Genomic DNA, 21,847 nt, shown 5'->3' with positions numbered 1-21,847 from the left:
TAATATTTGTGTAATTTTATAAATAAGGTTGTTTAGATAAGGAAGTCTATATGTCCAGTGTTACCATTGTCGGTTCCCAATGGGGAGATGAGGGAAAAGGAAAGATTGTTGATTGGCTGGCCAGTCAGGCAGATGTTGTAGTAAGATTTCAGGGCGGACATAACGCTGGACATACCTTGGTTATTGATGGAAAAAGTTATAAATTATCATTATTGCCTTCCGGTGTAGTCAGGCAAAAAATTAGTATTATTGGCAATGGGGTTGTTGTTGATCCACAGGCCCTGTTAAATGAGATTGCCAGGTTTAAAGATCAGAATATCGAAATTACTCCAGATATTTTAAAAGTAGCCGAGAATTGCCCTTTGATTTTGCCTTCTCATGTGGCCTTGGATCAGGCTCGTGAAAAAGCACGTGGAGAACATAAAATTGGAACAACCGGTCGAGGTATCGGACCCGCTTATGAAGATAAGGTGGCGCGTCGTGCCATTCGCTTGTGTGATTTGACAGAACCGGAAACGCTAGATTGGCGTTTGGATGAGTTATTGGCCCATCATAATGCCTTATTGGTATCATTGGGTGAAAAAACATTTTCAAAAGATGAAATTCTATCCTATCTCAATACTATTGCTGTAAAGGTTTTACCTTTTATGGCACCCGTTTCAGAATTAATGGCAAGTTATATTAAGGATAATAAATTTGTGCTATTTGAAGGGGCACAGGCCATAATGTTGGATGTAGATCATGGAACCTATCCTTTTGTAACCAGTTCAAATACTGTGCCTGCTCAAACGGGGATTGGTAGCGGTACAGGTTCACGGACAGGCGGATACATACTTGGAATTGCCAAGGCCTATACGACAAGAGTTGGTGCAGGGCCATTTCCAACCGAGCTATTTGATGAAACTGGAAAATATTTAGGTGAAAAAGGTTACGAGTTCGGTACGGTAACAGGACGGCCAAGACGCTGTGGATGGTTCGATGCTGTACTGGTACGTCGTGCAGTTCAAGTTGGTGGATTGGATGGTTTGGCCTTGATGAAACTAGATGTTCTGGACGGCTTAAAAGAGGTCAAAATTTGTGTCGGGTATCAATTGGACGGTCAGAATATAGAGCGTTTTCCATATACTTTGGAAGCGCAAAAAAGATTGAAACCCATTTATGAAACGATGTCAGGATGGAATGAAAAGACCTCTGGTATTCGGTCAAAGGAAGAATTGCCGGCAGCAGCAAGAAATTATATTGAACGTATTGAAGCATTGACAGGGGTTAAGGTTGCTGTCATTTCAACCAGTCCTGAACGTGAAGATACAATATTATCCGAGAATTTTTTGCCAAACTAATTTTAAGATAATTTATTGTCTTTTAGTGACCCATGACAAGGGGTCTTTTATAATTCTCATTTTACGTTTCTTAATTCGTTCTATAAATATTTATTTGTGAATAAAAGATTTTTATTAAGAAAATTTTAATGAATTTTATTCAAAAAAAGATTTGAAAATTAATATTTATATGAAAAAGAAACAAAAACCACCTTTTAATATATGTTCAAGAAATGATTTAAGGATATATTATAGATAATTTTATTTTATTGCTTAAATATAATGATCGAAAAGATAGATTGTAACTAAGAATCATTTGAAACAAATTTATCTGATCGTAAAATTAATAACAGTATGTTTTAAATTTTTTTGTCTTTTGAAATTTGTTGTAGATTTAATATATTCCAAAAGAAAAATTTTTAAAAAAACTGTTTTATTAACAGCTTAATAGATAATTATCAAATATTATTTTGACCAATTCAATGTGATGCACATGGTTATCCAAATATTCAATAAAAAAAATAACGGGTTAACATCTGATTCCAATAAAGAAAAACGCGTAGGATCAAATATACGCAGGGAAATTCTGAGAGCTTTAAAGACAGCTTTTCCTTTAATGTTAAGTGTCATTCCTTTCGGTTTGTTATTGGGGGCGCAGGCAAAGATACATGGATTGTCAACGCTTGAGCTCTGGTTAATGTGCAGTTTAAATTTTGCTGGCGGATCTGAATTTGTCGCGATTAATTTATGGCAAAAAACACCGCCATTATTATTGATTGTTGCGATGACCTTACTGGTGAATTGCCGTCATATTTTAATGGGCGCCACCATGATACAGTTTTGCAAGCATTTTTCATTAAAAAGGATTTTACCATCTTTTTTCTTTTTATGTGATGAATGTTGGGCATTGTCATTGCAGGACTGTTATCACAGGTTAAAAAAAGTCATTAGTCCATCTTTTAGCTATATATTTTATATGACTGTAGGAGTTTCTTTGTATCTTGTCTGGGTTACAAGTGCCGTGATAGGAATTTTATTGGGGCCTTTATTTGGTAATCTTTTGCATTATGGATTTGATATGGCGTTTGCAGCCATATTCATTGTTTTACTTCGTGGTATGTGGCTGGGATGGCGAAAAGGCATTATCTGGGCAAGTAGCCTTATAACTGCCTGTATAGTGTATATGTTTGTGCCTGGGGAATGGTATATTATTGCGGGTACTTTAACCGGAATAATATTTGTCTTTTTGGTTCCCAATCACATGCTGCAGGCATCAAAAAATGTTTAGTACCTATATTAATGAACACGCTTTTCTGACGATTATATTCATGGGGATGGTAACATATCTGACACGAATTGGTGGATACCTTGTTTTTAGTAAATATGATCATCCCCGATTAAAGAACATATTGGAGATTGTTCCTGGATGCGTAATGATTTCCTTGATCGCACCTTATTTTGTTACAGGACGGATGGCAGATATGATTGCATTAATCTTTACGGTAACGGCGGCTATTCGATGCTCTTTTTTGGTTACACTGATTATCGCGATAGGATCAGCTGGATTATTACGATATCTTCTAGGTTAAATACGCCATAATCCAGCTTGTTGTGTTTTATATTTTTAGGCAATAGCTACCTGGTTTATCGAGTTTTTAAATCCAATATCTGAACCATGTGCTTTTTGAATAATTTCTTGCAATTTTTCAAAAGCACGGGTTTCAATCTGACGGATACGTTCTCTGGAAATTTTATAGACTTTTGAAAGTTCTTCCAAAGTTGCAGGTTTATCTTTTAACCTACGCTCCGTTAATATTTCACGTTCTCTGGGTTTTAAGCCTTCCATCGCTTTTTGTAGAATATTATGACGTTGGGATAGTTCTTCACGTTCGGCATAGCTCTCTTCCTGGTTAATGGCGTCATCAACCAGCATATTCTGCCATTCGTTATAATCACTGTCGTTTCCCATAGGGGTATTTAGGCTGTGATCTTGAGCGCTTAACCGTTGATTCATGCTTTGAATCTCGGATGTAGTTACCCCAAGTTTCTCCGAGATTGTTTCCAATTGTTCCGGGGTTAGGTCAGTGTCACTAAAGGCCTTAATCTGGCTTTTAACGCGACGTAAATTGAAAAAAAGCTTTTTTTGAGCAGCGGTTGTCCCTATTTTAACCAAAGACCAGTTGTGAAGAATATATTCCTGAATGGCCGCTTTAATCCACCAAATTGCATAGGTTGTAAACCGGAACCCACGGTCTGGATTAAAACGTTGGATGGCTTGAAGCATACCTATATTTCCCTCACTTATCAATTCATTCAGGGGCAAGGCATAGCGTTTGTATGTTGTGGCTATTTTAACGACTAATCTTAAATGTGCGTTGATCAATTTATGTGCAGCCTGTATATTTCCCTCCTCTTTCCACTGTTTCGCATAGGTGAATTCCTCTTCAGCTGTTAAGAGGGGAAATTTGCGGATATTCTGGATATATTGTGTAATGTTGTTTTCTGGCGTGATATCTAACATTGAAGGAACCATTGATTTGTACCTTTATGATGTTATGGTCTGCGTAAAACAGAACACATGTCTTGTTGATCTTTATTGTATTTTTAATTAATGCAGTTGACCCACATTTATATTTTATGAAGTTTGTTTTGTTTACGAACATTGTTATATCAGACTAATTTAGTCCTGTCAAAAAAAATAACATAAAAATAAAGTATATTTTCATCGATAAATTCGATTATATGTAATAAAAACTGAATTGGTTAATATTTATAGAGTTTGAAACATGTATTTTACAAAATTTTAATTTTTATAATTAATAATTTATTAATAAATTTTTAACAAGTTATTTTTTTCTTTGCAAGAGTGTTTATTTCGAATCGAAAAATAAGGATTTATTATATCTTTATTTTTCCGTAGTTATTTTCTTTATTAAACGTTCCATATCCAGGGGCAATGATGTTTCAAACTCATGATATTTATTGCTTATGGGATGATTAAATCCTAAAAGTGTCGCATGCAGGGCTTGTCTGGGAAAATCAAGAAGTTCATTTCTTTGATTTATGGGTAAGATTTTTGCAATGGCGGGAATCCGCTTAAGATATACGGGATCACCTATTAAGGGGTGACCTAGTTTCGATAAATGCACACGAATCTGATGAGTGCGTCCTGTATCAAGTTTACACTGAATAAAGCTTACAGCTGGATTTATTATTTTTTGAATTTTATAATTTGTTTTGGCATATTTCCCACCTTTTTTGACAATTGTCATTTTTTTACGATCATAGGGATCACGACCGATATTTCCCTCAACAGACCCTGGACTGGGGTTTGGTATTCCCCAACAGATGGCATGATATAACCGGTTTATGGTTCGATCTGCAAAATCAGCGGATAGTTTGCTTAAGGCTTGTTCAGATTTTGCGACAACCATTACTCCAGAAGTGTCTTTGTCCAGTCGATGAATGATTCCGGGACGTTTTTCTCCTCCTATTCCTGACAGGCTGTCTCCACAATGCGCCAAAAGAGCATTGACCAAGGTACCATTTTCATTTCCCGGGGCTGGATGTACAACCAATCCAGCCGGTTTATTGATTACGATAATATGATTGTCTTCAAATAGAATTTCTAGGGGAATGTCCTGAGGTATTAATGAATACTCTTTTACTTCAGGGATTTGCAATTCAATTTTATCATTTGTTTTAATGGGAGTTGATGGATTTTTAATAGGGACATGATTGCGTTTACAATGTCCTTGTTCAATGAGTGCTTTAATTCTTGATCGTGAATAATTTTGATAGGTTTTGCTTAAAAATCGATCAAGTCTTAAATTATTGTATTTTTCTTGAACTGAAGTTACAAGCAAAGTTGAGTCGATCGTGTTTGAACCATTCATACAGAAAGTACCTTAATGTCAATGAATATATCCCTTGAAAACAAAGATTCTTTATCACGAAAAAATAAAGGATTGTTAGCTTTAGTTGTATTTTTGGGAATTCTGATAATAATAGCCACAACGATACTGGTTTTCGCAATTATCAGTCGTATAGCTCATAAAAAAAACGATTCTGTCATGATTTATGAAAATTCACTAAAAATTACACGTCCAATCAGTGTGTTGCAAGAACCTAAAGGGACACGGATAGAAAATGTCACACGTCAGTCTGACAGGATGGTATTGATAACATTGAGAGGTGGAGGGCCTGATCGTTTGATTTTCTGGGACATTGATCAACAAAAAAAGGTGGCGGAAGTTAAAATTATCGATTCGGAGATTGATGATAAATAGTTTGTTAATTGAAAAAGAATTTTTATGAAACACCTTGCATATATTCGGATTTATAATATGAATAGTTATTTCAATTATCAAATAAAAAAACAAGAAATAATATATGTATGGATTTTTATACTTTGTTTTACTTTATAAAAAATATAATATTTTGATATTTTAATGACAATTGAGAAAAATAGTATATAATTGAATTATAACAATCATTTAAAGGAGAATTGTTATGAGTAAACATGAAGTATCAAAAAAAGAAGCTCACAAAGCTGCCGAAACGCTAAGGGATCCTAAAGCTAGTAAATGTGATAAATCCGAAGCAGGTTCTGAATTATCAAAGAAAAAAAATCAAGGTAAAAAATAGATAACTAGATAATTAATCCAATTTATTTTGATTTTTATATGCTAAACTCAAATAACGATTGTAGGTCTTTGAAAATGGACTATTTAACAGTCGTTATTTTTTTGTGATTAATTTGGATTTTTTGGTGAGTTTTAGTTGCTTTTTAGGGCAGGATGACGTAGATAAAAGAAAAATATAGAAGGTTTCTGGTCCCGTTCGTCTAGAGGCCTAGGACACTGCCCTCTCACGGCAGCAACACGGGTTCAAATCCCGTACGGGACACCAAAAGAGAATATCAATCTGGCAATATGTTAAAATAATTATTGTTGTAAGATTATATAGATATTAAAAAAAGTACTAGAAGATTTGCTTCAAAAATAATTGAAAATATTTTTAATACGAAATTATCTGTTTTGTTTAAATAAAATCTTTTTTCGCATTATAATATAAAAACAGTTTTTTCATATTGTGAAATGGAAAAATATTAGATTACTGAAAATAATTTTTGTAATAGATCCATATAATATTTTGGTAAAATTATGCAAAAAAAAATTATAAAGCCTAAAAGACCTTTTATAATCAAAATGGGGAAAAAACTTCGTCCTTATTTTAATAAAGTGCTTTCCCGTTATTCAGAAATTCCGGATCAACCTGTATATGATATTTCGGTTCTACCGTGGATATCTGTAATCGAAGCTAATGCAGATATAATTCGTAAAGAATGGGAACAGCTTGTTCAGAAGTATCAAAATGAATCTGTTAACGCCCCCTCACTGCGAGATATATCTCCTGACCATGCTAGAATTGCCGCGGATAAACGTTGGAAATCCTTTTTTTTGCAGGGTTACGGGTTACGGGTGATTGAAAACTGTAAGTTAATGCCTAAAACAGCAGCTTTGATAGATAAGATTCCGAATTTAAATTCAGCGTTTTTTTCTATTCTTGAACCGGGTGCCGTTATCCCCCCGCATTATGGTGTGACCAAAGGTTTGCTTACGTGTCATCTTGGGGTCGCTGTGCCGATAGATCAAAAAAATTGCTGGATTGATGTTGATACGCAACGTTTATACTGGATCCAGGATAAATGCATTCTTTTCGATGATACCTATAGACATAGTGTTGAAAATGATACAAATCAAACTCGGGTTGTTTTATTATTTCAGGTTCTAAGGCCGGAAAGAGGATTTGGTAAGGTTGTTCAAGATCTGTTTATGATGGCGATCCGGCGTTCTGCTTTTGTAAAAGAAGCCTATGATAATTTTATGAAAATCAATAAACAACAAATATTACATTAGTTATTGATTGAGGCATTTGTTTTTTTATTAATGTTCAAATGATTTAATCAATGAAATGGGGTTGCAGAAAGGATTATTGAATAATAAGTGAATTGTTATAATTTTTAATTAGGTTATAAATTATTACTGTAAATATTCTGGAGAAAGTGTAGATTTGTGAGAATCGGTTTTTTAGACTGTTTTGCTGGTATGAGTAGCAGCCGATTTATAGGGGCTTTGGCAAGTGCCGGTGTTCCTGAACAAATTTTACAAGATGCAGTTGATGCCCTTGATATAGGCGCACGTCTAGAATTAATGCATGTCAAGCGAAGCAATATTGCAACGATCAAAGCCTATATTAGTTTTGATACTTCAGAAAATGGCTTGAATTTTTCTCATGATTTCTTGCGTTCTTTTCAAGATGAAAAAGTCAATAATAAACAGTTGCTGGGAACAATTCAGGCCTTGATTTCCAATGCGTCCCTACCTGTAAAAGCGAAAAAGCTTATTTTGGAAACTTTTCAGAATTTGGCTGAAGCACAAGCCAAAATCTCAGGTCTGCCAATCGAAGAAATCAGTTTTCATGAGATTAAAGCGCTGAACACGATTGTTGGAGTAACAGTTTGTTGCGTTGCATGTGTCTGGCTGAAGATAGATCAATGGTATGTTTCCCCCTTGAATGTAGGATCGGGAATCAAAAAAGATTCCAAGGGATTTTTACCTATTCCAACCCCTGTAACGCTTGAGCTTTTGGGAAATGAGGTTCTTATTTATGCCTTGGGGCCACAAAAGGAATTGTTAACCCCAACTTGTGCCGCATTGTTGAAAGCGTTAAAGGCTAGTTATCAGCCTTGCCCTCCAATCTTGATTTCTCGTATAGGGTATGGAGGGGGAAGAATGGAATATGATAATCTTCCAAATTTTTTAAGACTATGTGTGGGAACCACAACAAAAGGAAAAAATACACAATCAGTTATTGGGGAAATTGTTATTGTAGAGGCAGAATTTGCCAAATCATCGCAAGATGCATTAATTGAATTACAAACCCATCTTTATGCGAATGGGGCAAAATTTGTCTATACTGTGCCAATTTATTCAGTCTTTAATCAAATGACCGATAAGGTTGTTATTTTCTGTCTCCCGGAACATGCCGATGAGATGCGTCGTTTCTTATTTCAAAGATTAAAAACGGCATATGTGCATTGGCGTATTGAGAAATATGAAAATTTGATTCATTATGATGAAAACGTTAATACCCCATGGGGAAAAATAAAAGTTATTGTGGGACAACTGTTAAATAATCAAATTGTTTCGGTTGTTCCTGATAAAACAACATGCCGCTCTATTGCCAAAGCACATGATTTATCAACAGTTGAAATTGAGGAAACGGTTAAACGGTTGTTTTTTTCCGGGAAAAGTTGATTGAAATTATGAATAAAGATTTAAAAAACGTATAAAAATCTGTATAAGAAAACCTATTATTATTGTAATATTTCCGTTTTATTGATGTACAAAAGGCAAAATGCGAATAGGAATAAATTCACAAGCTGCCTTAATAATCATTGGAGAGGCTACATGACGAAGAATTTAATTGCTTCATTCTCTTTTTCCCGTTCTTTGGTAATGGTCAGTGCTTTAAGTCTGGGGCTTGTAGCTTGTTCCAGTCATAAAAAAGAACGGGATCTGATTTTGCCCGAAAACCATCTTGTTGGTGTGGATCGTTCAGCCACAGGTGGGGATGATAGTCTGGCAGGTGGTGTTAACGCTTATTTATGGCGTGCGGCATTGGATACGTTGGCTTTTATGCCCATGCTTTCAGCTGATGCTGTGGGGGGAAGCATTATAACGGATTGGTATCAGCCTGTTCCATCCAATTCTGAAAGATTTCAAGTTGTTTGCACTGTACTTGACCGACGGTTGAGATCGGATTCGATCAGTGTTGTTGTTCATCGTCAGATAAAGGAAAACGGACAGTGGGTCGATGCGCCTGTAACCTCTCATACAGCTTCAGATCTTACCAGTAAAATTCAGGTGCGCGCACGTCAGTTGCGTGCTGATAAACTTAAGTAAATTTAATATATTTGATAGACTAACATGAATAATTCCACTCCATCATCGTATGATTTTCAACGTGTAGAATTTTATTGGCAACAGCAATGGGCAAAACGTCATTTGTTTGATGTACCCAATGTACCTAATTCTGAATTGCCAAAATATTATGTCTTGGAAATGTTTCCATATCCATCCGGACAGTTGCATATGGGGCATGTAAGAAATTATACATTGGGGGATGTTGTCGCTCGATACAAGCGGGCAAGGGGCTATAGCGTATTACATCCTATGGGATGGGATGCTTTTGGTCTTCCAGCTGAAAATGCTGCCAAAAGTCATGGTGTTTCTCCTGTTAAATGGACTATGGAAAATATTGCCGCCATGCGGGAAGAACTCAAAAGATTGGGCTTCTCACTAAACTGGGACAGAGAATTTGCTACGTGTCAGCCCGAATATTATGGTCAGCAACAAAAATTGTTTTTAAGCCTGCTGGAAGAAGGCTTGGTTGAGCGTCGCGAAAGTTGGGTGAATTGGGATCCTGTTGATCAAACTGTGTTGGCTAACGAACAGGTAATTGATGGCAAGGGATGGCGTTCTGGAGCTCCAATTGTAAAAAAACAGCTTTTCCAGTGGTTTTTGAAAATTACGGATTTTGCCCAGCCTTTATTAGATGGATTGAATACACTAAATGACTGGCCTGATCGTGTGAAAGCGATGCAAGAGCGGTGGCTGGGAAGATCCGAAGGGGCAAAAGTGCGTTTTGAGGTTCTGAATTTGCCAGCAGATTTTGAATCTAGTTTGAACGTTTTGGAAATATTTACAACCCGTCCGGATACCCTGTTTGGTATGGCATTCGTTGCTATTTCACCTGATCACCCGATGGCGGCTAAATTGGCAAAGACAAATCGCGAAGTGGCTGATTTCATAGCCGAATGTCATCAGTTGGGCACTTCAGAAGAGGCGATTGAGAAAGCTGAAAAAAGAGGGGTCGATACTGGCTTGAAAATTCGGCACCCTTTTATGCCTGATAAGGAATTTCCAATCTGGATTGCCAATTTCGTATTGATGGACTATGGAACGGGTGCAATATTTGCCTGTCCCTGTGGTGATCAGCGGGATTTGGATTTTGCACGTAAATATAAAATTGATTTCAAGACAGTTGTTGTTCCTAAAGGAGAAACCTCTGAAACCTTTAAAGTTACCGAGACTGCATATACAGATCAGGGAATTGCTGTAAATTCTGGCTTCTTGGATGGATTGCCAACAGTCAAAGCCAAGGATGTGGCAATAGCGGAATTGGAAAAATTGGGCATTGGTGAAAAAGTGGTGAACTGGCGTTTAAGGGATTGGGGAATTTCCCGTCAGCGTTATTGGGGTTGTCCAATACCTGTTATTCATTGTCCAAAATGCGGAATAGTCCCTGTTCCTGAAGGCCAGTTGCCGGTTCAGTTACCAGAGGATGTTGATTTCTCTTTATCCGGAAATCCGTTGGATAATCATCCAAGCTGGAAACATGTTGAATGTCCCCATTGTCATGGAGCTGCCCAGAGAGAAACCGATACATGCGATACATTTGTAGATAGTTCCTGGTATTTTGCACGATTTACAGCGCCTTATGCCGAAACCCCGACAGAAAAGGAGGCTGTTCATCGTTGGATGCCGGTAGATCAGTATATTGGCGGAATTGAGCATGCGATATTACATTTGCTATATGCGCGTTTCTTTACACGAGCCATGAAACAAATGGGGTATGTGAGTGTTGATGAGCCTTTTAAAGCTTTATTTACTCAGGGTATGGTGATGCATGAAAGTTATCAAGATGTACAAGGCGAGTGGATTTTTCCTGACCAAGTAAAAAAAACAGGGAATAAAGCTGTTTTACGTGATACCGGCGAAACTGTTAAGATTGGTCGTGTTGAAAAAATGTCAAAGTCCAAAAAAAACACGATTCCACCATCTGCAATTATTGAACGTTTTGGTGCTGATACGGCACGTTGGTTCATATTGTCAGATAATCCTCCCGAAAGGGACATGGAATGGACAGAGGAAGGGGTAATGGCCACTTCCCGTTACCTGCAACGTTTATACCGTTTGGTTTTAACGGTATCACAACAGGTTCCAGTGCTGGTTGTTTTACCTGATACATTTTCGGAAAATGCGGATCAATTGCGACGCTTGACCCACCGCACCATTGTTGCGGTAACAGAATCATTGGATAATTTTGCAATGAATGTTGCGATTGCAAGATTGCGCGAATTAACCAATGCTCTGGCTGATGCAGAAAAAAAATCGGGTGATCCGGGAATGGATTTTGCCCGTCGTGAAGCTGCCATGATGTTAAGTCGACTTTCCAGTCCGTTAATTCCGCATATGGCGGAAGAAATGATGTCTCATCTTTTTGAGGATCACAAATTGTTGGCTGAAAGTGAATGGCCTAAAGCGGATGAAGCTTTGTTAACCGCGACAAAAGTGGTTATTGCTGTGCAAATAAAGGGCAAGTTACGGGGAACGATTGAGGTTGCTCCGGATATGGAAAAAGAAAAGATAATCCAATTGGCACAGCGGGAGAAAACAGTTTCTAAATTTTTGGAAGGAAAAACGGTTTTAAAGACAATTTATGTGCCTAATAAAATCGTTAATTTTGTGGTAAACTGATGAAATCATTAACTATATTCCTTAAAAAATCCAGTGTTCCCTTGGGGTTTGCAATTTTATTGGCAGGATGTGGTTTTCATCCTGTCTATAAAAAAACGGCTACATTGGATACCAATAAGGAATTGAAAAAAGTTTATATTCCTGTTTTGAATGATCGTTTTGGTCAGCAAATTCGGCAATTTTTACAACAGAATATGGCAGGGGATGGGCCTGAAGATCCAAAAACATATGAGTTGGATGTAACCCCGTCTTTAAGTGAAGAAGCGATTGATATTCATTATGACAATTCTTCGGGTCGGGCAAGAATGACCGGGAATGCGCATTGGATATTGAAAACCATATCTGTTAATCCAGTCATTTTGGCACAGGGTGATGCGCAGACAATGGATGGTTATAATATTACCTTTGAACAATATTTTGCTCAGACGTTGAATGACGAAACCGCGCAAACTCGTGTTGCTCAGAATTTGGCGAATGAAGTTACACAACAAGTTGCTGTCTGGTTCAGGCATAATGATTCTTTTCAAGAAACAAGTAAAGTTCCAAATACACCCAAGGCGCAGTATATGTTACCAAGCATGATGCCTGGAACAAGCGGAGCACAGACTCAATCAGCGGGAAGTGATGGAATGCCAGCAATGGCTACCGGTCGAAATACCATGATTCCTGTTGGAATGGATAACATGACAGAAGATGAAATGCCTTCAGATAAGTAATGGATAAAAGATGAAATAAGGGTATCAATATTTCATGAAAATCGATGCACGAAAAATTACAAGTATTTTTCAAGATATCAATCAATTTCGTGTATATCTGATTTATGGAGAAAATACAGGATTGGTACGAGAACGTGCCAGCCGCTTGGTAAAAAAAATTGCCAATAGTTTGAACGATCCTTTTCTTGTCGCTGTTTTGGATAAGGAAAATCATGACCGTTTGGTTGAAGAGGCGACAGCCTTATCTTTGATGGGTGGGCAACGTGCTGTATGGGTAAGAGATGCATCGGATAATTTAGCTAAAAAACTTGAAATTTTTTGCGCTTCTTATTTGAACAAAGAAAATTTATCTCATTTGGATTCAGTGATTGTTATTGAAGCGGGCAGTCTTTCCACTCGTTCTCCCTTGCGGATCTTGGCTGAAAAACATCCATTAATGGCGGCAATTGCGTGTTATGCAGAGACTGGACGCTCATTGGAAGAAACTGTTCATTCACTATTGGGGAAAAAGAAGATTTCCCCGGATGCATTCCGATATTTATTGGCAATGTTAGGTGGAGATCGAATTCTTATTCGTAATGAGATAGAAAAGCTATTACTTTTTGTTGGAGATGAGGCAGAAATTACAATTGAAGCTGTTGAACAGGTCTTGGGGGATAGTAATGAATATTCTGTAGAGGATATTTTATATGCGGTTATGACGGGGCAAACAATTGTTGCAGATCGTACGTTAAATCGGGGACTTAAGGAAGGGATTACCTTGATTGCGCTTATTCGTGGACTTTTATATTTAAATGATCGTATGATGCAGGTTAGAATTATGATGGAAGAAGATGGATTGTCCCTGAAATCTGCAATGGGAAAATTAAATCCACCAATTTTTTTCAAGCGTGCCAATGATTTTCAAAGGGCAATGACCTATTGGAATAAAGAACGATTATTGGATCTTGCCAGACAAGTTCAGTATCTGGAACTTTTAAACAAGCAAACTGCTGTGCCGGGTGAAACATTATGTCGACAGTTTATGTTGATGATTGCCCAGATGGTTAAGGATAAAAAAATGGTAATGAATTTAAAGGAACTCTTTTCAAATTTATAAAGACAGGGTAAAAGAGGCATAGTGTCTGCGTAGCTCAGCAGGATAGAGCACAGGATTCCTAAATATTGGGCATCTTATTTGGAAACAGTAAGATGAATCCACTCTAATTCGGGGAACGCTTCGATCAAGAACGATCATGCCAATCCCGAGCCAAGTCTGTTTTGAATTTAACAGAAAGGTGTAGAGACTGTACGGGTGGTACCTACGGAAATATTTCTATGGTAAAGAGACAGTCCAGCTTACAAACATTGATTGTAAATTTTACAATCAATGGCGATGAAAATCGTGGTGAGATGAATCCTGGGGCCGTGGGTTCGAATCCCGCCGCGGACACCATTTGAATATGCCAGATGTTGCCAATTCCTGACAAATCCCTTGTTTTTCCTAAAAAAATCCATATTTATCTATCATATTCTTGCCAGTTCATGACAGATTATGCGATAGAAAGTGGGTGCAAAAGTGGGTACAAATTATCTTAACCGATTCAGAACCGTTCAGTTGGATAGAATGGGAATTTATATCCTTGAATATTTTTTGGTTAAATAAAATTGGCAAGATTAGTTTGGTGATAATAATTATTTTATTGCCTAATGACAGCTGGTTATTATATTTTTAAGGGAATCTGTTCTTATCTGGATCAAAAAAGATTTTCTTAATATTTAAATGGAATTAACGTATAATGTAATAGTTTAAAATCAATAAATTTATATTATGCTGCTAAATTACAGAACGTTTTTAATAATCTTATTTTTTTACATAACTATAATAATAGCTATCGTTTTTTTGGATAGTCTCAAAAAGATTGACAATGCTGATTTACTTGTGGTTTTTGGTACCAAAATTCATGAGGATGGTACGCCAAGTGCTGGATTGAAAGCACGTTTAGATGAGACGGTGTTTGTATATCGTAAACATGTGGCCTCTTTAATTTTTGTTAGCGGGGGATTGGGAAAAGAAGGATATAATGAGGCTAAGGTTATGGCAGATTACTTACTTACCCAGAATATACCCCGTGAAGCGGTTATTCTTGATGAAAAAGGGGTTAATACAAGAGCAACTGTCAGAAGTGTGGTTGAATTATGCACCAAGCAACATTTTAAGTCAGTTATTGCAATATCTCAGTATTATCATCTACCCAGAATACAACTGGCTTTTAAACAGGCTGGCATGCCATTGAAAGGTCAATCTGCTCCGCGTTATAATTCATGGCGGGATATTTTTCTTTGAATAGAGAGATAGTAGCCTATTTGTTTTACTGGTTAAAATTAAAATAATTTTTGAAAATTGCGGGTAATGCAATAATGATCATCTGAAAATTTTTATAATAATTGCATTACATTTCTTCCAAACCGTTTTCGGAAGAGAAAAATTACAATAGAGCTTGTATTGTCTTACCGTCCATGATAACGCATCCTCGTGAATTAACTCTCCAATAGTGTAAATCATTAATCCATTTTCATAGCCAATAAAAATGCAGACATCATGTTCTTTTACTGTTTTCCGTGGATGAACAACAATTACATCGCCAACACGGAATAGGGGATACATAGCATGATTGCCGATTATAATTCCAAATGCATCTTTTTCAAGGTTAACCAGATGGGGTCGTGGAATATATTCTACAGGTGTATTTGTAATTAAGAAATAATTGTCAAGTTCCTTGATGGTGGCGAATATAGGAATGTCACTGTTTATTTTTTTCAAATAATTTGATGTCGATTTATGTTCATTTATGACATCATGAATATTTACCGTATTTATATCGCTATTGATATTTTCCTTGTGATTGTTGGAATGGGTCAATTCAAAGGCTCTTTTATTTTGATCTTTGTTAAGATCAGGATCCAGGTCAGCTATATTTACGCCCAATGCGCTGGCGATATATGGCAGATATTTGCTGCGTTTAATTCTGCCTTTTTCAATACTGTTAATTGTTTGCTGTTTACATCCTACAATATCAGCTAGGTTTTCTTGTGTATAGCTGTTTTTCAAACGATACCGTTCTACATTTTTACCTATAATATTTTTGTACCGTTTTTCATTATAATTGATCATAAAGATCAATTTATTTATTTTTCTCTAAAAATCTCTACTTTTTTTATTGTAAAAAACAATTTTATTTGTATTAATTACTATATTTACTATTTAATGTTTTGTAATAATGATAATTATAAATATGTTAATAATTTAAAAGAAATATAATTATAAAAGGATATAAAATGACTGAAAAATTATTTTTAAAAAAAGTATGTATTGATTTTGACCCTTTCCAAAAAAATAACCGTTTGGCAATTGTTCCGTATATTGATGAGGATATTAACGAATTGCAAAAAGAGCTATGGATTGAATTAATGTTAGGATCCTCACCATTATATATTCATTTTAAAAATATATCTTTTTGTAATAATCAGGCTATTTATGAGGCTGATGCTTATACAAATAATCGTCCTAAGACACAGGTTTATTGCGCCTCAACGATTGGTGAATAAATTATAATATTCAAATAAACATTATTTGTATGTATAGCTGTTTTATATCAAAATCTTATACCATTCGTTGGTTGAAATAGTATATATAAAAGGTTTATTGAAAATTTATATATACTATTATTTTAATATAGTAATCTATTCTTTTTATTAAAGAATTATTAATTATAATAAACAAATAATTTATATTTTAATTTATTTTTTATTATTGATAATAATTATATTGAATATAATTTATTATTTATGTATTTTACTCTTATAATTATTACCTCAATTAGTTTATTTACTTTTGTTAAATAATAATTTAATGCCTGAAATTATTGAGTGAATATTTTAATGAATAGACGATCGTTAGTTTTTAACGCTATATTGATCTATTGCTTAAGCTTTTTATGTTTACATAACAAGGCTTACGGTTTTGGTAATAACCAGTATTATAATTCATTGCAATATCAAGGATATCGTCAAAGGCAGGAATTAATGGATATGGAATTGCCTTTATCCAACGATATTTCTGTTAATCAGGGCGAGAAATTCAAGCCTCAGATCAAGGGTTGTGTAAAAATCAATAATATTGATATTGAAAATCCGTACAGTCTTTCAAAAGAAAAAATAGACCATATCATTAAAAAATGGAATCATCGTTGTTTAACTGTTTCGGATATAAATACAATCCTAAATATTTTAAATCAGGCTTATCTTAAAACTAATTTTTTGACGACAAGGGCATACCTGCCACAACAAGATTTATCTTCTGGTCATTTGCGTATTGTTATTATTGAAGGCAGGATTGAAAATTTCAATTTTACAGGAACTCCTGAACGATTTCATGAAATGACGGCTTTTCCATGGATTGCTGGTAATGTTTTGGATCTGAATGATTTGAAACAGGGACTGGATAACATGAATCGTTTACCTAATTGGAAAACCTCATTAAAAATCAATAAAGGTCATCAGGATAATACTTCTATTGTTGAGGTGAAAACTCCAAAAGCGGGTTTAATTCATGGCAAGGTGAGTACTGATAACAATGGGCAAAGCATTTCAGCCAGAACGATAGGTCGATCGAATTTTATTGTTACTGATCTTTTTGGTGTATTAGATATGTGGTCATTTGAATATGATCATTCGTTGAATAATCGACAGAGGTTGGGACATAATTCGTTTTTTTCCATGGAGGGTTCCGTTCCAATGGGTCCGTGGTTATTATGGTGTGGATGGTGGCGTTCAGATGATATGTATCATGATGGACCAAAAATCGCGCTGCATCGTGAAGATGTAACACAGAAGGATTTTCATGTCGGAATTTCCAGGGTTTTAACCAGGGATTTAATTGGTGTAACTTCTTTAATTATTTCCTATCAAACGAAATCTTTCATTAATTATAGAAATCATATTCGTGAAAATTATAAAAGCGCACGTTTGTCGATGCTAAATATAACTTTAAGTGAATATACCAAATTGTGGGATCGGGTATGGTATATTAACTTGGGAACTAAAATTGGATTAAATGGATTAATGACCAAGACCTGGATAAATAATTCAGGAAAATATGCACCACATACGCGATTTGTTAAATTTATCCTGGATATACAGGGAGATCAGCCTATAACAAAATCGCTGACTTGGCACACTTTTGTGCATGGTGAATATAGCGACAAAAGTCAATATGATAACGAGCAGATGCAGATTGGGGGACCATATACAGTAAGGGGATTTATACGTCAGAATTTGGCTGGTAATGCCGGTGTTTATATTCGGAACGATCTTTCTTGGACTTTACCAACGGATGATATGCATTGTGGAGATTATCAGGCTTTTTGCGATTTTTTTCTGGATAAGTCAGAGCTTTACGGTTCTTTGGATGCAGGAATGACACGAGCCGTCTATGCTACCCCTTATCATGTTGACAAGCCAAAAGTCGGTAATATCGGGAGTGGAGGAATAGGGCTAAGAAAAAAAGATGGAATTTTTATGTGGGATGCATCGGTGACGCATGCCTTTACCCCTTCTATTCTTGCCCCAGAAGGATGGATTGCTGGTTTTGCGTTTGGTATAAGCCTTTAAATTTTTTATAGATTAAGAATTTTCTTTAAAATATCATTGTTAAAGATGAATTTAACAAGATAAATGGATAAAGGAAATATATGTCTGCAGCCTTGACCCAGACCGAATTGATTGCTGTGTTGGTATCAATTATAGATTATATGCCTTATGTTATGACAATTCATAAGGGATCAACGCTTCCATCTGGTTCTTTTGAGCCGGGACATCAAAGTTTACAAGCTGGATTGCGCGCTTGGATTCATCAACAAACACGTTATCCCGTCGGTTTTTTGGAACAACTTTATACTTTTGCCGATCAAGACCGCATATATAATCAACCTCAAGTTCGAACCATTTCGATTAGCTATCTTGGACTTGTGCGTCATCAAGATTTCAGTCTAAACGAAACGGAATGGCATGGTTGGTATGAATATTTTCCATGGGAAAATGAATTAAAACCAGCTGTAAAAAATATACGAGAAACAATAATCGGGGCTTTATATGAATGGCAGAGCCGGAAAACGGAAGATACGGAACAAACAAAACGTCGTATTGAATTTTTATTTGGTCTCAATGGATATGTCTGGAATGAAGATCTTATTTTACAGCGCTATGAATTGTTATATGAGGCAGGCATGGTTCCGGAAGCAGGGAATAGATATCTAGAAAGGAAAGATTTTGCTGGTCAGGGTATGTTTGCTGATCATCGACGGATTTTAGCTACAGCAATTGCGCGGTTAAGGGCACAAATAAAATACAAGGCCCTGGTATTTGAACTAATGCCGACAGAATTCACTTTGTTGCAATTGCAAAAAACCATTGAACGTATCATAGGGCGTTCTTTGCACAAGTCTAATTTTAGGCGAATGATTGAACAACAGAATTTGATTGAGGAGACTGGTCATATTACTGACCAGTATCGTGGCAGACCTGCAAAACTTTTTAGGTACCAAAAGTCAATTGTTGATGCCAGAGCAATGTCCGGATCAAAATTGCCATTGGTAAGGAATTGACATTCTTTGTATTTTAAGGATAAAATGGCATATATATACTCAAATTGAGTATAAAAGGAGAGTGACATGCGGCAGGGACTACCTGATTATTTAGAAAATAAACTGGGCAGAATTGCTGCTGCCCCGGAACGAATGAGTTTAACAAAAAAAATTCAACGTGTTAACCAGCTAAAAAAAGAACGTAATGCGGTTATTCTGGCGCATAATTATCAAATTCCAAAAATTTTTCATACGGTTGCTGATATCGTTGGGGATAGTCTTGCTTTGGCACGGGAGGCTGAAAAAATTGACGCGGATGTCATTGTTGTGGCAGGCGTACATTTTATGGCAGAAACGACAAAATTACTCAATCCTGACAAAACAGTTCTTATTCCCGACTTGAAGGCTGGTTGTTCTTTGGCTGAATCTATTACGGCAGAGAATGTCATGGGATTACGTAAGAAATATCCAGGTATTCCTATTATTACGTATGTGAATACTTCAGCGGCGGTTAAAGCGGCTTCGGATATTTGTTGTACATCCGGAAATGCCAAAAAGGTTGTTGAAGCGCTTGGAGTTCCTAGGGTCATCATGATTCCTGATGAACATCTGGCAAAAAATGTTGCAAAACAAACCAACGTCGAGATTCTGACATGGAAGGGGCATTGTGAAGTTCATGAAAGATTTACATCACGGGAAGTCAAGCAGTTGAAAGCTGAATATCCAGAGGCTGCAATTCTGGTGCATCCTGAATCCCCTCCTGAGGTGATTGAAGCGGCTGATTTTTCTGGATCTACGGCTGAGATGTCAGATTTCATCAAGCAAAAAAGATCTGATGAAGTGATTTTGCTGACTGAATGTTCAATGAGTGACAATCTGGCGGTAGTACATCCAGATATCAAATTTATTCGTGTATGTAATCTATGTCCTCATATGCAGCGTATCACATTGGATAATATTTTGACTTCGTTGGAAGAAAATAAATATGAAATCACGATTGATCCATCTATTGCTGATAAGGCACGCCTTTCCATCAAAAGGATGTTAGAAATATGAAAAACATTATGCAGTCACCTGTTGTCGTGATTGGCAGTGGATTGGCTGGATTAATGACGGCATTACAACTTGCGCCATTGCCGGTTTTGCTTTTGACGCAGGGAAAGATAGGACAGGAGACATCCAGTATTTATGCGCAAGGTGGAATTGCGGCGGCCAGTCATGAAGAGAAAGACAGCTCCGCGCATATAGAGGATACTTTAAGGGCTGGAGCGGGATTATGTGATCAAAAAGCTGTCGCCACCATATTGGACGATGGAAGAAAGGCAATTGAAGTATTGGAGAAATATGGTGTTGTTTTTGATCATGATCGCCATGGCAGGCCTAGGCTCGGGTTAGAGGGTGCACATAGTCATCGGAGAATTTTTCATATTGATGGAGACGCTTCCGGGCGGGGCATTATCAAAGCGTTGACAGAGACGGTCTTGCGAACCCCCTCAATAACTGTAATGGAAAACACCATTGCGGTTCGTCTTCTAAAGGATAAAAATAAAATAAGGGGAGTAATAACCCAAATAGAAGGTCAATTCAGGTCAATCGTGACATCCACTATTGTGTTGGCCACCGGTGGTATTGGCGGGTTATTTGAGGAAAGTACAAATCCTCTGCAAAATTATGGTCAAGGTCTGATTTTGGCGGCTGATATTGGTGCTGTATTAGCTGATCTGGAATTTATTCAGTTTCATCCAACCGCACTTGATGTAAATATTTTTCCAAAGACTTTAATCAGCGAGGCGGTTCGTGGGGAAGGGGCTGTTTTGGTTAATAGTGATAACCAACGGTTTCTGGCCAATACAGAAGGACAGGAATTGGCATCCCGTGATGTTGTGGCAAGAGCAATTTATCATCAGACTATTCAGGGTAAAAAAGTTTATCTTGATGCCAGAAAGGCTTTAGGCAAAGGTTTCAAGACACGTTTTCCAACCATTGCACAGTTATGTCATCAAGTCGGTATTGACCCTTCAATGGATTTGATTCCTGTCAAACCCGTTGAACATTTTCATATGGGAGGCATTAAGACAAATTTGAATGGAGAAACAACGATAAAAGGTTTGTGGGCAGTGGGTGAGGTTGCTTCTACGGGTTTACATGGAGCAAATCGTTTGGCCAGTAATTCATTGCTGGAAGCTACAGTTATGGCCATGCGGGCAGCCAAGGCAATTTTGGATAATCATCCTTCCATTCAAAGTAATGATAATGAGATAGGTGAAACTGGGATTGTGATTTCTGACCGTTTACCTATTGTAAAAAAGATAATGCAGAAAGATTTAAATATCATTCGAGATGAGGATACTTTGAGATCGGCAATTCGGCAGTTTCTTACCCTGGTTAATGAATATGATGATCAATATGTCCTTAATCCAGAACAAATTGCCCTGATGATAGCAGTGAGTGCGTTCTTGCGGAAAGAATCTCGAGGGGCACACTATCGACAGGATTATCCTGCTACGCTTGAAAAAGCCAATCGATCTTTCATCAGTTTTGATCAGGCATATCAGTATGCCAAGACATTGTGATGTTATTAT

At 36.6% G+C, this 21,847-nt stretch carries 21 protein-coding genes and 1 tRNA gene; 19 read left to right on the top strand and 3 right to left on the bottom strand.

Features of this window, described 5'->3' with window-relative positions:
- The first annotated feature begins 50 nt into the window (after positions 1-50).
- The 3 genes from H3R33_RS08140 (at position 51) to H3R33_RS08130 (ending at position 2,908) form a co-directional block, all read left to right on the top strand.
- A complete protein-coding gene (locus H3R33_RS08140) occupies positions 51-1,340 on the top strand; it encodes an adenylosuccinate synthase (protein WP_155566350.1) in 1,290 nt (429 codons plus the stop codon).
- A gap of 472 nt (positions 1,341-1,812) precedes the next feature.
- Positions 1,813-2,607, top strand: a complete 795-nt coding sequence (locus H3R33_RS08135) for an AzlC family ABC transporter permease (RefSeq protein ID WP_155564977.1) — start codon at positions 1,813-1,815, stop codon at positions 2,605-2,607.
- On the top strand, positions 2,600-2,908 hold the full coding sequence (locus H3R33_RS08130) for an AzlD family protein (RefSeq protein WP_110439386.1): 309 nt from the start codon (positions 2,600-2,602) through the stop codon (positions 2,906-2,908). Before H3R33_RS08135 ends, H3R33_RS08130 begins: the two co-directional genes overlap by 8 nt.
- 35 nt (positions 2,909-2,943) lie before the next feature.
- Here H3R33_RS08130 and rpoH read toward each other — a convergent pair whose 3' ends face one another.
- Positions 2,944-3,852 carry an RNA polymerase sigma factor RpoH gene (gene rpoH, locus H3R33_RS08125; RefSeq protein WP_122122994.1) on the bottom strand — a complete coding sequence of 303 codons (909 nt, stop codon included), beginning with the start codon at positions 3,850-3,852 and terminating at the stop codon, positions 2,944-2,946.
- Between the two features lie 373 nt (positions 3,853-4,225).
- Positions 4,226-5,215, bottom strand: a complete 990-nt coding sequence (locus H3R33_RS08120; protein ID WP_198185410.1) for an RluA family pseudouridine synthase — start codon at positions 5,213-5,215, stop codon at positions 4,226-4,228.
- Positions 5,216-5,236: 21 nt separating this feature from the next.
- Here H3R33_RS08120 and H3R33_RS08115 point away from each other — a divergent pair, with 21 nt between their 5' ends.
- The 11 genes from H3R33_RS08115 (at position 5,237) to H3R33_RS08075 (ending at position 14,968) form a co-directional block, all read left to right on the top strand.
- A complete protein-coding gene (locus H3R33_RS08115; protein ID WP_155566354.1) occupies positions 5,237-5,608 on the top strand; it encodes a hypothetical protein in 372 nt (123 codons plus the stop codon).
- 223 nt (positions 5,609-5,831) lie between these two features.
- Complete coding sequence (locus H3R33_RS09170; RefSeq protein WP_255412382.1) at positions 5,832-5,966, top strand: hypothetical protein; 135 nt, start codon at positions 5,832-5,834, stop codon at positions 5,964-5,966.
- A 188-nt stretch (positions 5,967-6,154) separates the two neighbouring features.
- Positions 6,155-6,230 (top strand) — tRNA-Glu (locus tag H3R33_RS08110).
- 254 nt (positions 6,231-6,484) lie between these two features.
- Positions 6,485-7,240: an aspartyl/asparaginyl beta-hydroxylase domain-containing protein gene (locus H3R33_RS08105; RefSeq protein ID WP_155566355.1), complete on the top strand. Its 756-nt coding sequence runs from the start codon at positions 6,485-6,487 to the stop codon at positions 7,238-7,240.
- Positions 7,241-7,396: 156 nt separating this feature from the next.
- Positions 7,397-8,641: a LarC family nickel insertion protein gene (locus H3R33_RS08100; protein ID WP_198185411.1), complete on the top strand. Its 1,245-nt coding sequence runs from the start codon at positions 7,397-7,399 to the stop codon at positions 8,639-8,641.
- 153 nt (positions 8,642-8,794) lie between these two features.
- On the top strand, positions 8,795-9,289 hold the full coding sequence (locus H3R33_RS08095) for a DUF3576 domain-containing protein (RefSeq protein WP_198185412.1): 495 nt from the start codon (positions 8,795-8,797) through the stop codon (positions 9,287-9,289).
- Positions 9,290-9,313: 24 nt separating this feature from the next.
- A complete protein-coding gene (leuS, locus tag H3R33_RS08090) occupies positions 9,314-11,926 on the top strand; it encodes a leucine--tRNA ligase (RefSeq protein WP_198185413.1) in 2,613 nt (870 codons plus the stop codon).
- Entirely contained in the window at positions 11,926-12,642 is a 717-nt protein-coding gene (locus tag H3R33_RS08085; protein ID WP_155566358.1) for a hypothetical protein, read from the top strand. The genes leuS and H3R33_RS08085 overlap by 1 nt, the downstream gene beginning before the upstream one ends.
- A 34-nt stretch (positions 12,643-12,676) precedes the next feature.
- Positions 12,677-13,741 (top strand): DNA polymerase III subunit delta, encoded by a 1,065-nt coding sequence (gene holA, locus H3R33_RS08080; protein WP_198185414.1) that lies wholly within the window; start codon positions 12,677-12,679, stop codon positions 13,739-13,741.
- Between the two features lie 218 nt (positions 13,742-13,959).
- Positions 13,960-14,082, top strand: a complete 123-nt coding sequence (locus H3R33_RS09165) for a hypothetical protein (RefSeq protein WP_255412383.1) — start codon at positions 13,960-13,962, stop codon at positions 14,080-14,082.
- 442 nt (positions 14,083-14,524) lie between these two features.
- Positions 14,525-14,968, top strand: a complete 444-nt coding sequence (locus tag H3R33_RS08075) for a YdcF family protein (protein WP_198185483.1) — start codon at positions 14,525-14,527, stop codon at positions 14,966-14,968.
- A 78-nt stretch (positions 14,969-15,046) separates the two neighbouring features.
- Here H3R33_RS08075 and H3R33_RS08070 read toward each other — a convergent pair whose 3' ends face one another.
- Positions 15,047-15,796 (bottom strand): helix-turn-helix transcriptional regulator, encoded by a 750-nt coding sequence (locus tag H3R33_RS08070; protein WP_122123063.1) that lies wholly within the window; start codon positions 15,794-15,796, stop codon positions 15,047-15,049.
- Positions 15,797-15,960: 164 nt separating this feature from the next.
- Between H3R33_RS08070 and H3R33_RS08065 the strand changes: the two genes are divergently transcribed.
- The 5 genes from H3R33_RS08065 to H3R33_RS08045 all read left to right on the top strand — a co-directional run bounded on the left by H3R33_RS08065 (position 15,961) and on the right by H3R33_RS08045 (position 21,838).
- Positions 15,961-16,230 (top strand): hypothetical protein, encoded by a 270-nt coding sequence (locus H3R33_RS08065; RefSeq protein WP_110439398.1) that lies wholly within the window; start codon positions 15,961-15,963, stop codon positions 16,228-16,230.
- 333 nt (positions 16,231-16,563) lie between these two features.
- Positions 16,564-18,294 (top strand): ShlB/FhaC/HecB family hemolysin secretion/activation protein, encoded by a 1,731-nt coding sequence (locus H3R33_RS08060; protein WP_198185482.1) that lies wholly within the window; start codon positions 16,564-16,566, stop codon positions 18,292-18,294.
- An 80-nt stretch (positions 18,295-18,374) separates the two neighbouring features.
- On the top strand, positions 18,375-19,286 hold the full coding sequence (locus H3R33_RS08055) for an NrtR DNA-binding winged helix domain-containing protein (protein ID WP_122123065.1): 912 nt from the start codon (positions 18,375-18,377) through the stop codon (positions 19,284-19,286).
- A gap of 66 nt (positions 19,287-19,352) precedes the next feature.
- Entirely contained in the window at positions 19,353-20,321 is a 969-nt protein-coding gene (gene nadA / locus H3R33_RS08050; RefSeq protein WP_198185481.1) for a quinolinate synthase NadA, read from the top strand.
- The gene (locus H3R33_RS08045) at positions 20,318-21,838 is read left to right on the top strand and encodes an L-aspartate oxidase (protein ID WP_198185480.1); all 1,521 of its coding nucleotides are present in this window, start codon (positions 20,318-20,320) and stop codon (positions 21,836-21,838) included. Before nadA ends, H3R33_RS08045 begins: the two co-directional genes overlap by 4 nt.
- The last annotated feature ends 9 nt before the right edge of the window (positions 21,839-21,847 follow it).

Origin of the sequence: Commensalibacter sp. B14384M2, from assembly GCF_016101865.1 — a bacterium.
Lineage (GTDB): Bacteria > Pseudomonadota > Alphaproteobacteria > Acetobacterales > Acetobacteraceae > Commensalibacter > Commensalibacter melissae.
The sequence above is the reverse complement of the archived record's forward strand: the minus strand, read 5'-3'. Positions and strand labels throughout refer to the sequence as shown.

Excerpts from the sequence above, each read along its gene's own strand:
- H3R33_RS08065 (WP_110439398.1), top strand. The coding sequence starts at position 15,961 with ATGACTGAAAAATTATTTTTAAAAAAAGTATGTATTGATTTTGACCCT.
- H3R33_RS08055 (WP_122123065.1), top strand. The coding sequence starts at position 18,375 with ATGTCTGCAGCCTTGACCCAGACCGAATTGATTGCTGTGTTGGTATCA.
- H3R33_RS08140 (WP_155566350.1), top strand. The coding sequence starts at position 51 with ATGTCCAGTGTTACCATTGTCGGTTCCCAATGGGGAGATGAGGGAAAA.
- H3R33_RS09170 (WP_255412382.1), top strand. The coding sequence starts at position 5,832 with ATGAGTAAACATGAAGTATCAAAAAAAGAAGCTCACAAAGCTGCCGAA.
- leuS (WP_198185413.1), top strand. The coding sequence starts at position 9,314 with ATGAATAATTCCACTCCATCATCGTATGATTTTCAACGTGTAGAATTT.
- holA (WP_198185414.1), top strand. The coding sequence starts at position 12,677 with ATGAAAATCGATGCACGAAAAATTACAAGTATTTTTCAAGATATCAAT.
- H3R33_RS08130 (WP_110439386.1), top strand. The coding sequence starts at position 2,600 with ATGTTTAGTACCTATATTAATGAACACGCTTTTCTGACGATTATATTC.
- H3R33_RS08045 (WP_198185480.1), top strand. The coding sequence starts at position 20,318 with ATGAAAAACATTATGCAGTCACCTGTTGTCGTGATTGGCAGTGGATTG.
- H3R33_RS08060 (WP_198185482.1), top strand. The coding sequence starts at position 16,564 with ATGAATAGACGATCGTTAGTTTTTAACGCTATATTGATCTATTGCTTA.
- H3R33_RS08095 (WP_198185412.1), top strand. The coding sequence starts at position 8,795 with ATGACGAAGAATTTAATTGCTTCATTCTCTTTTTCCCGTTCTTTGGTA.
- H3R33_RS09165 (WP_255412383.1), top strand. The coding sequence starts at position 13,960 with ATGGTAAAGAGACAGTCCAGCTTACAAACATTGATTGTAAATTTTACA.
- H3R33_RS08115 (WP_155566354.1), top strand. The coding sequence starts at position 5,237 with ATGAATATATCCCTTGAAAACAAAGATTCTTTATCACGAAAAAATAAA.
- H3R33_RS08135 (WP_155564977.1), top strand. The coding sequence starts at position 1,813 with ATGGTTATCCAAATATTCAATAAAAAAAATAACGGGTTAACATCTGAT.
- nadA (WP_198185481.1), top strand. The coding sequence starts at position 19,353 with ATGCGGCAGGGACTACCTGATTATTTAGAAAATAAACTGGGCAGAATT.
- H3R33_RS08120 (WP_198185410.1), bottom strand. The coding sequence starts at position 5,215 with ATGAATGGTTCAAACACGATCGACTCAACTTTGCTTGTAACTTCAGTT.
- H3R33_RS08085 (WP_155566358.1), top strand. The coding sequence starts at position 11,926 with ATGAAATCATTAACTATATTCCTTAAAAAATCCAGTGTTCCCTTGGGG.
- H3R33_RS08070 (WP_122123063.1), bottom strand. The coding sequence starts at position 15,796 with ATGATCAATTATAATGAAAAACGGTACAAAAATATTATAGGTAAAAAT.
- H3R33_RS08105 (WP_155566355.1), top strand. The coding sequence starts at position 6,485 with ATGCAAAAAAAAATTATAAAGCCTAAAAGACCTTTTATAATCAAAATG.
- rpoH (WP_122122994.1), bottom strand. The coding sequence starts at position 3,852 with ATGGTTCCTTCAATGTTAGATATCACGCCAGAAAACAACATTACACAA.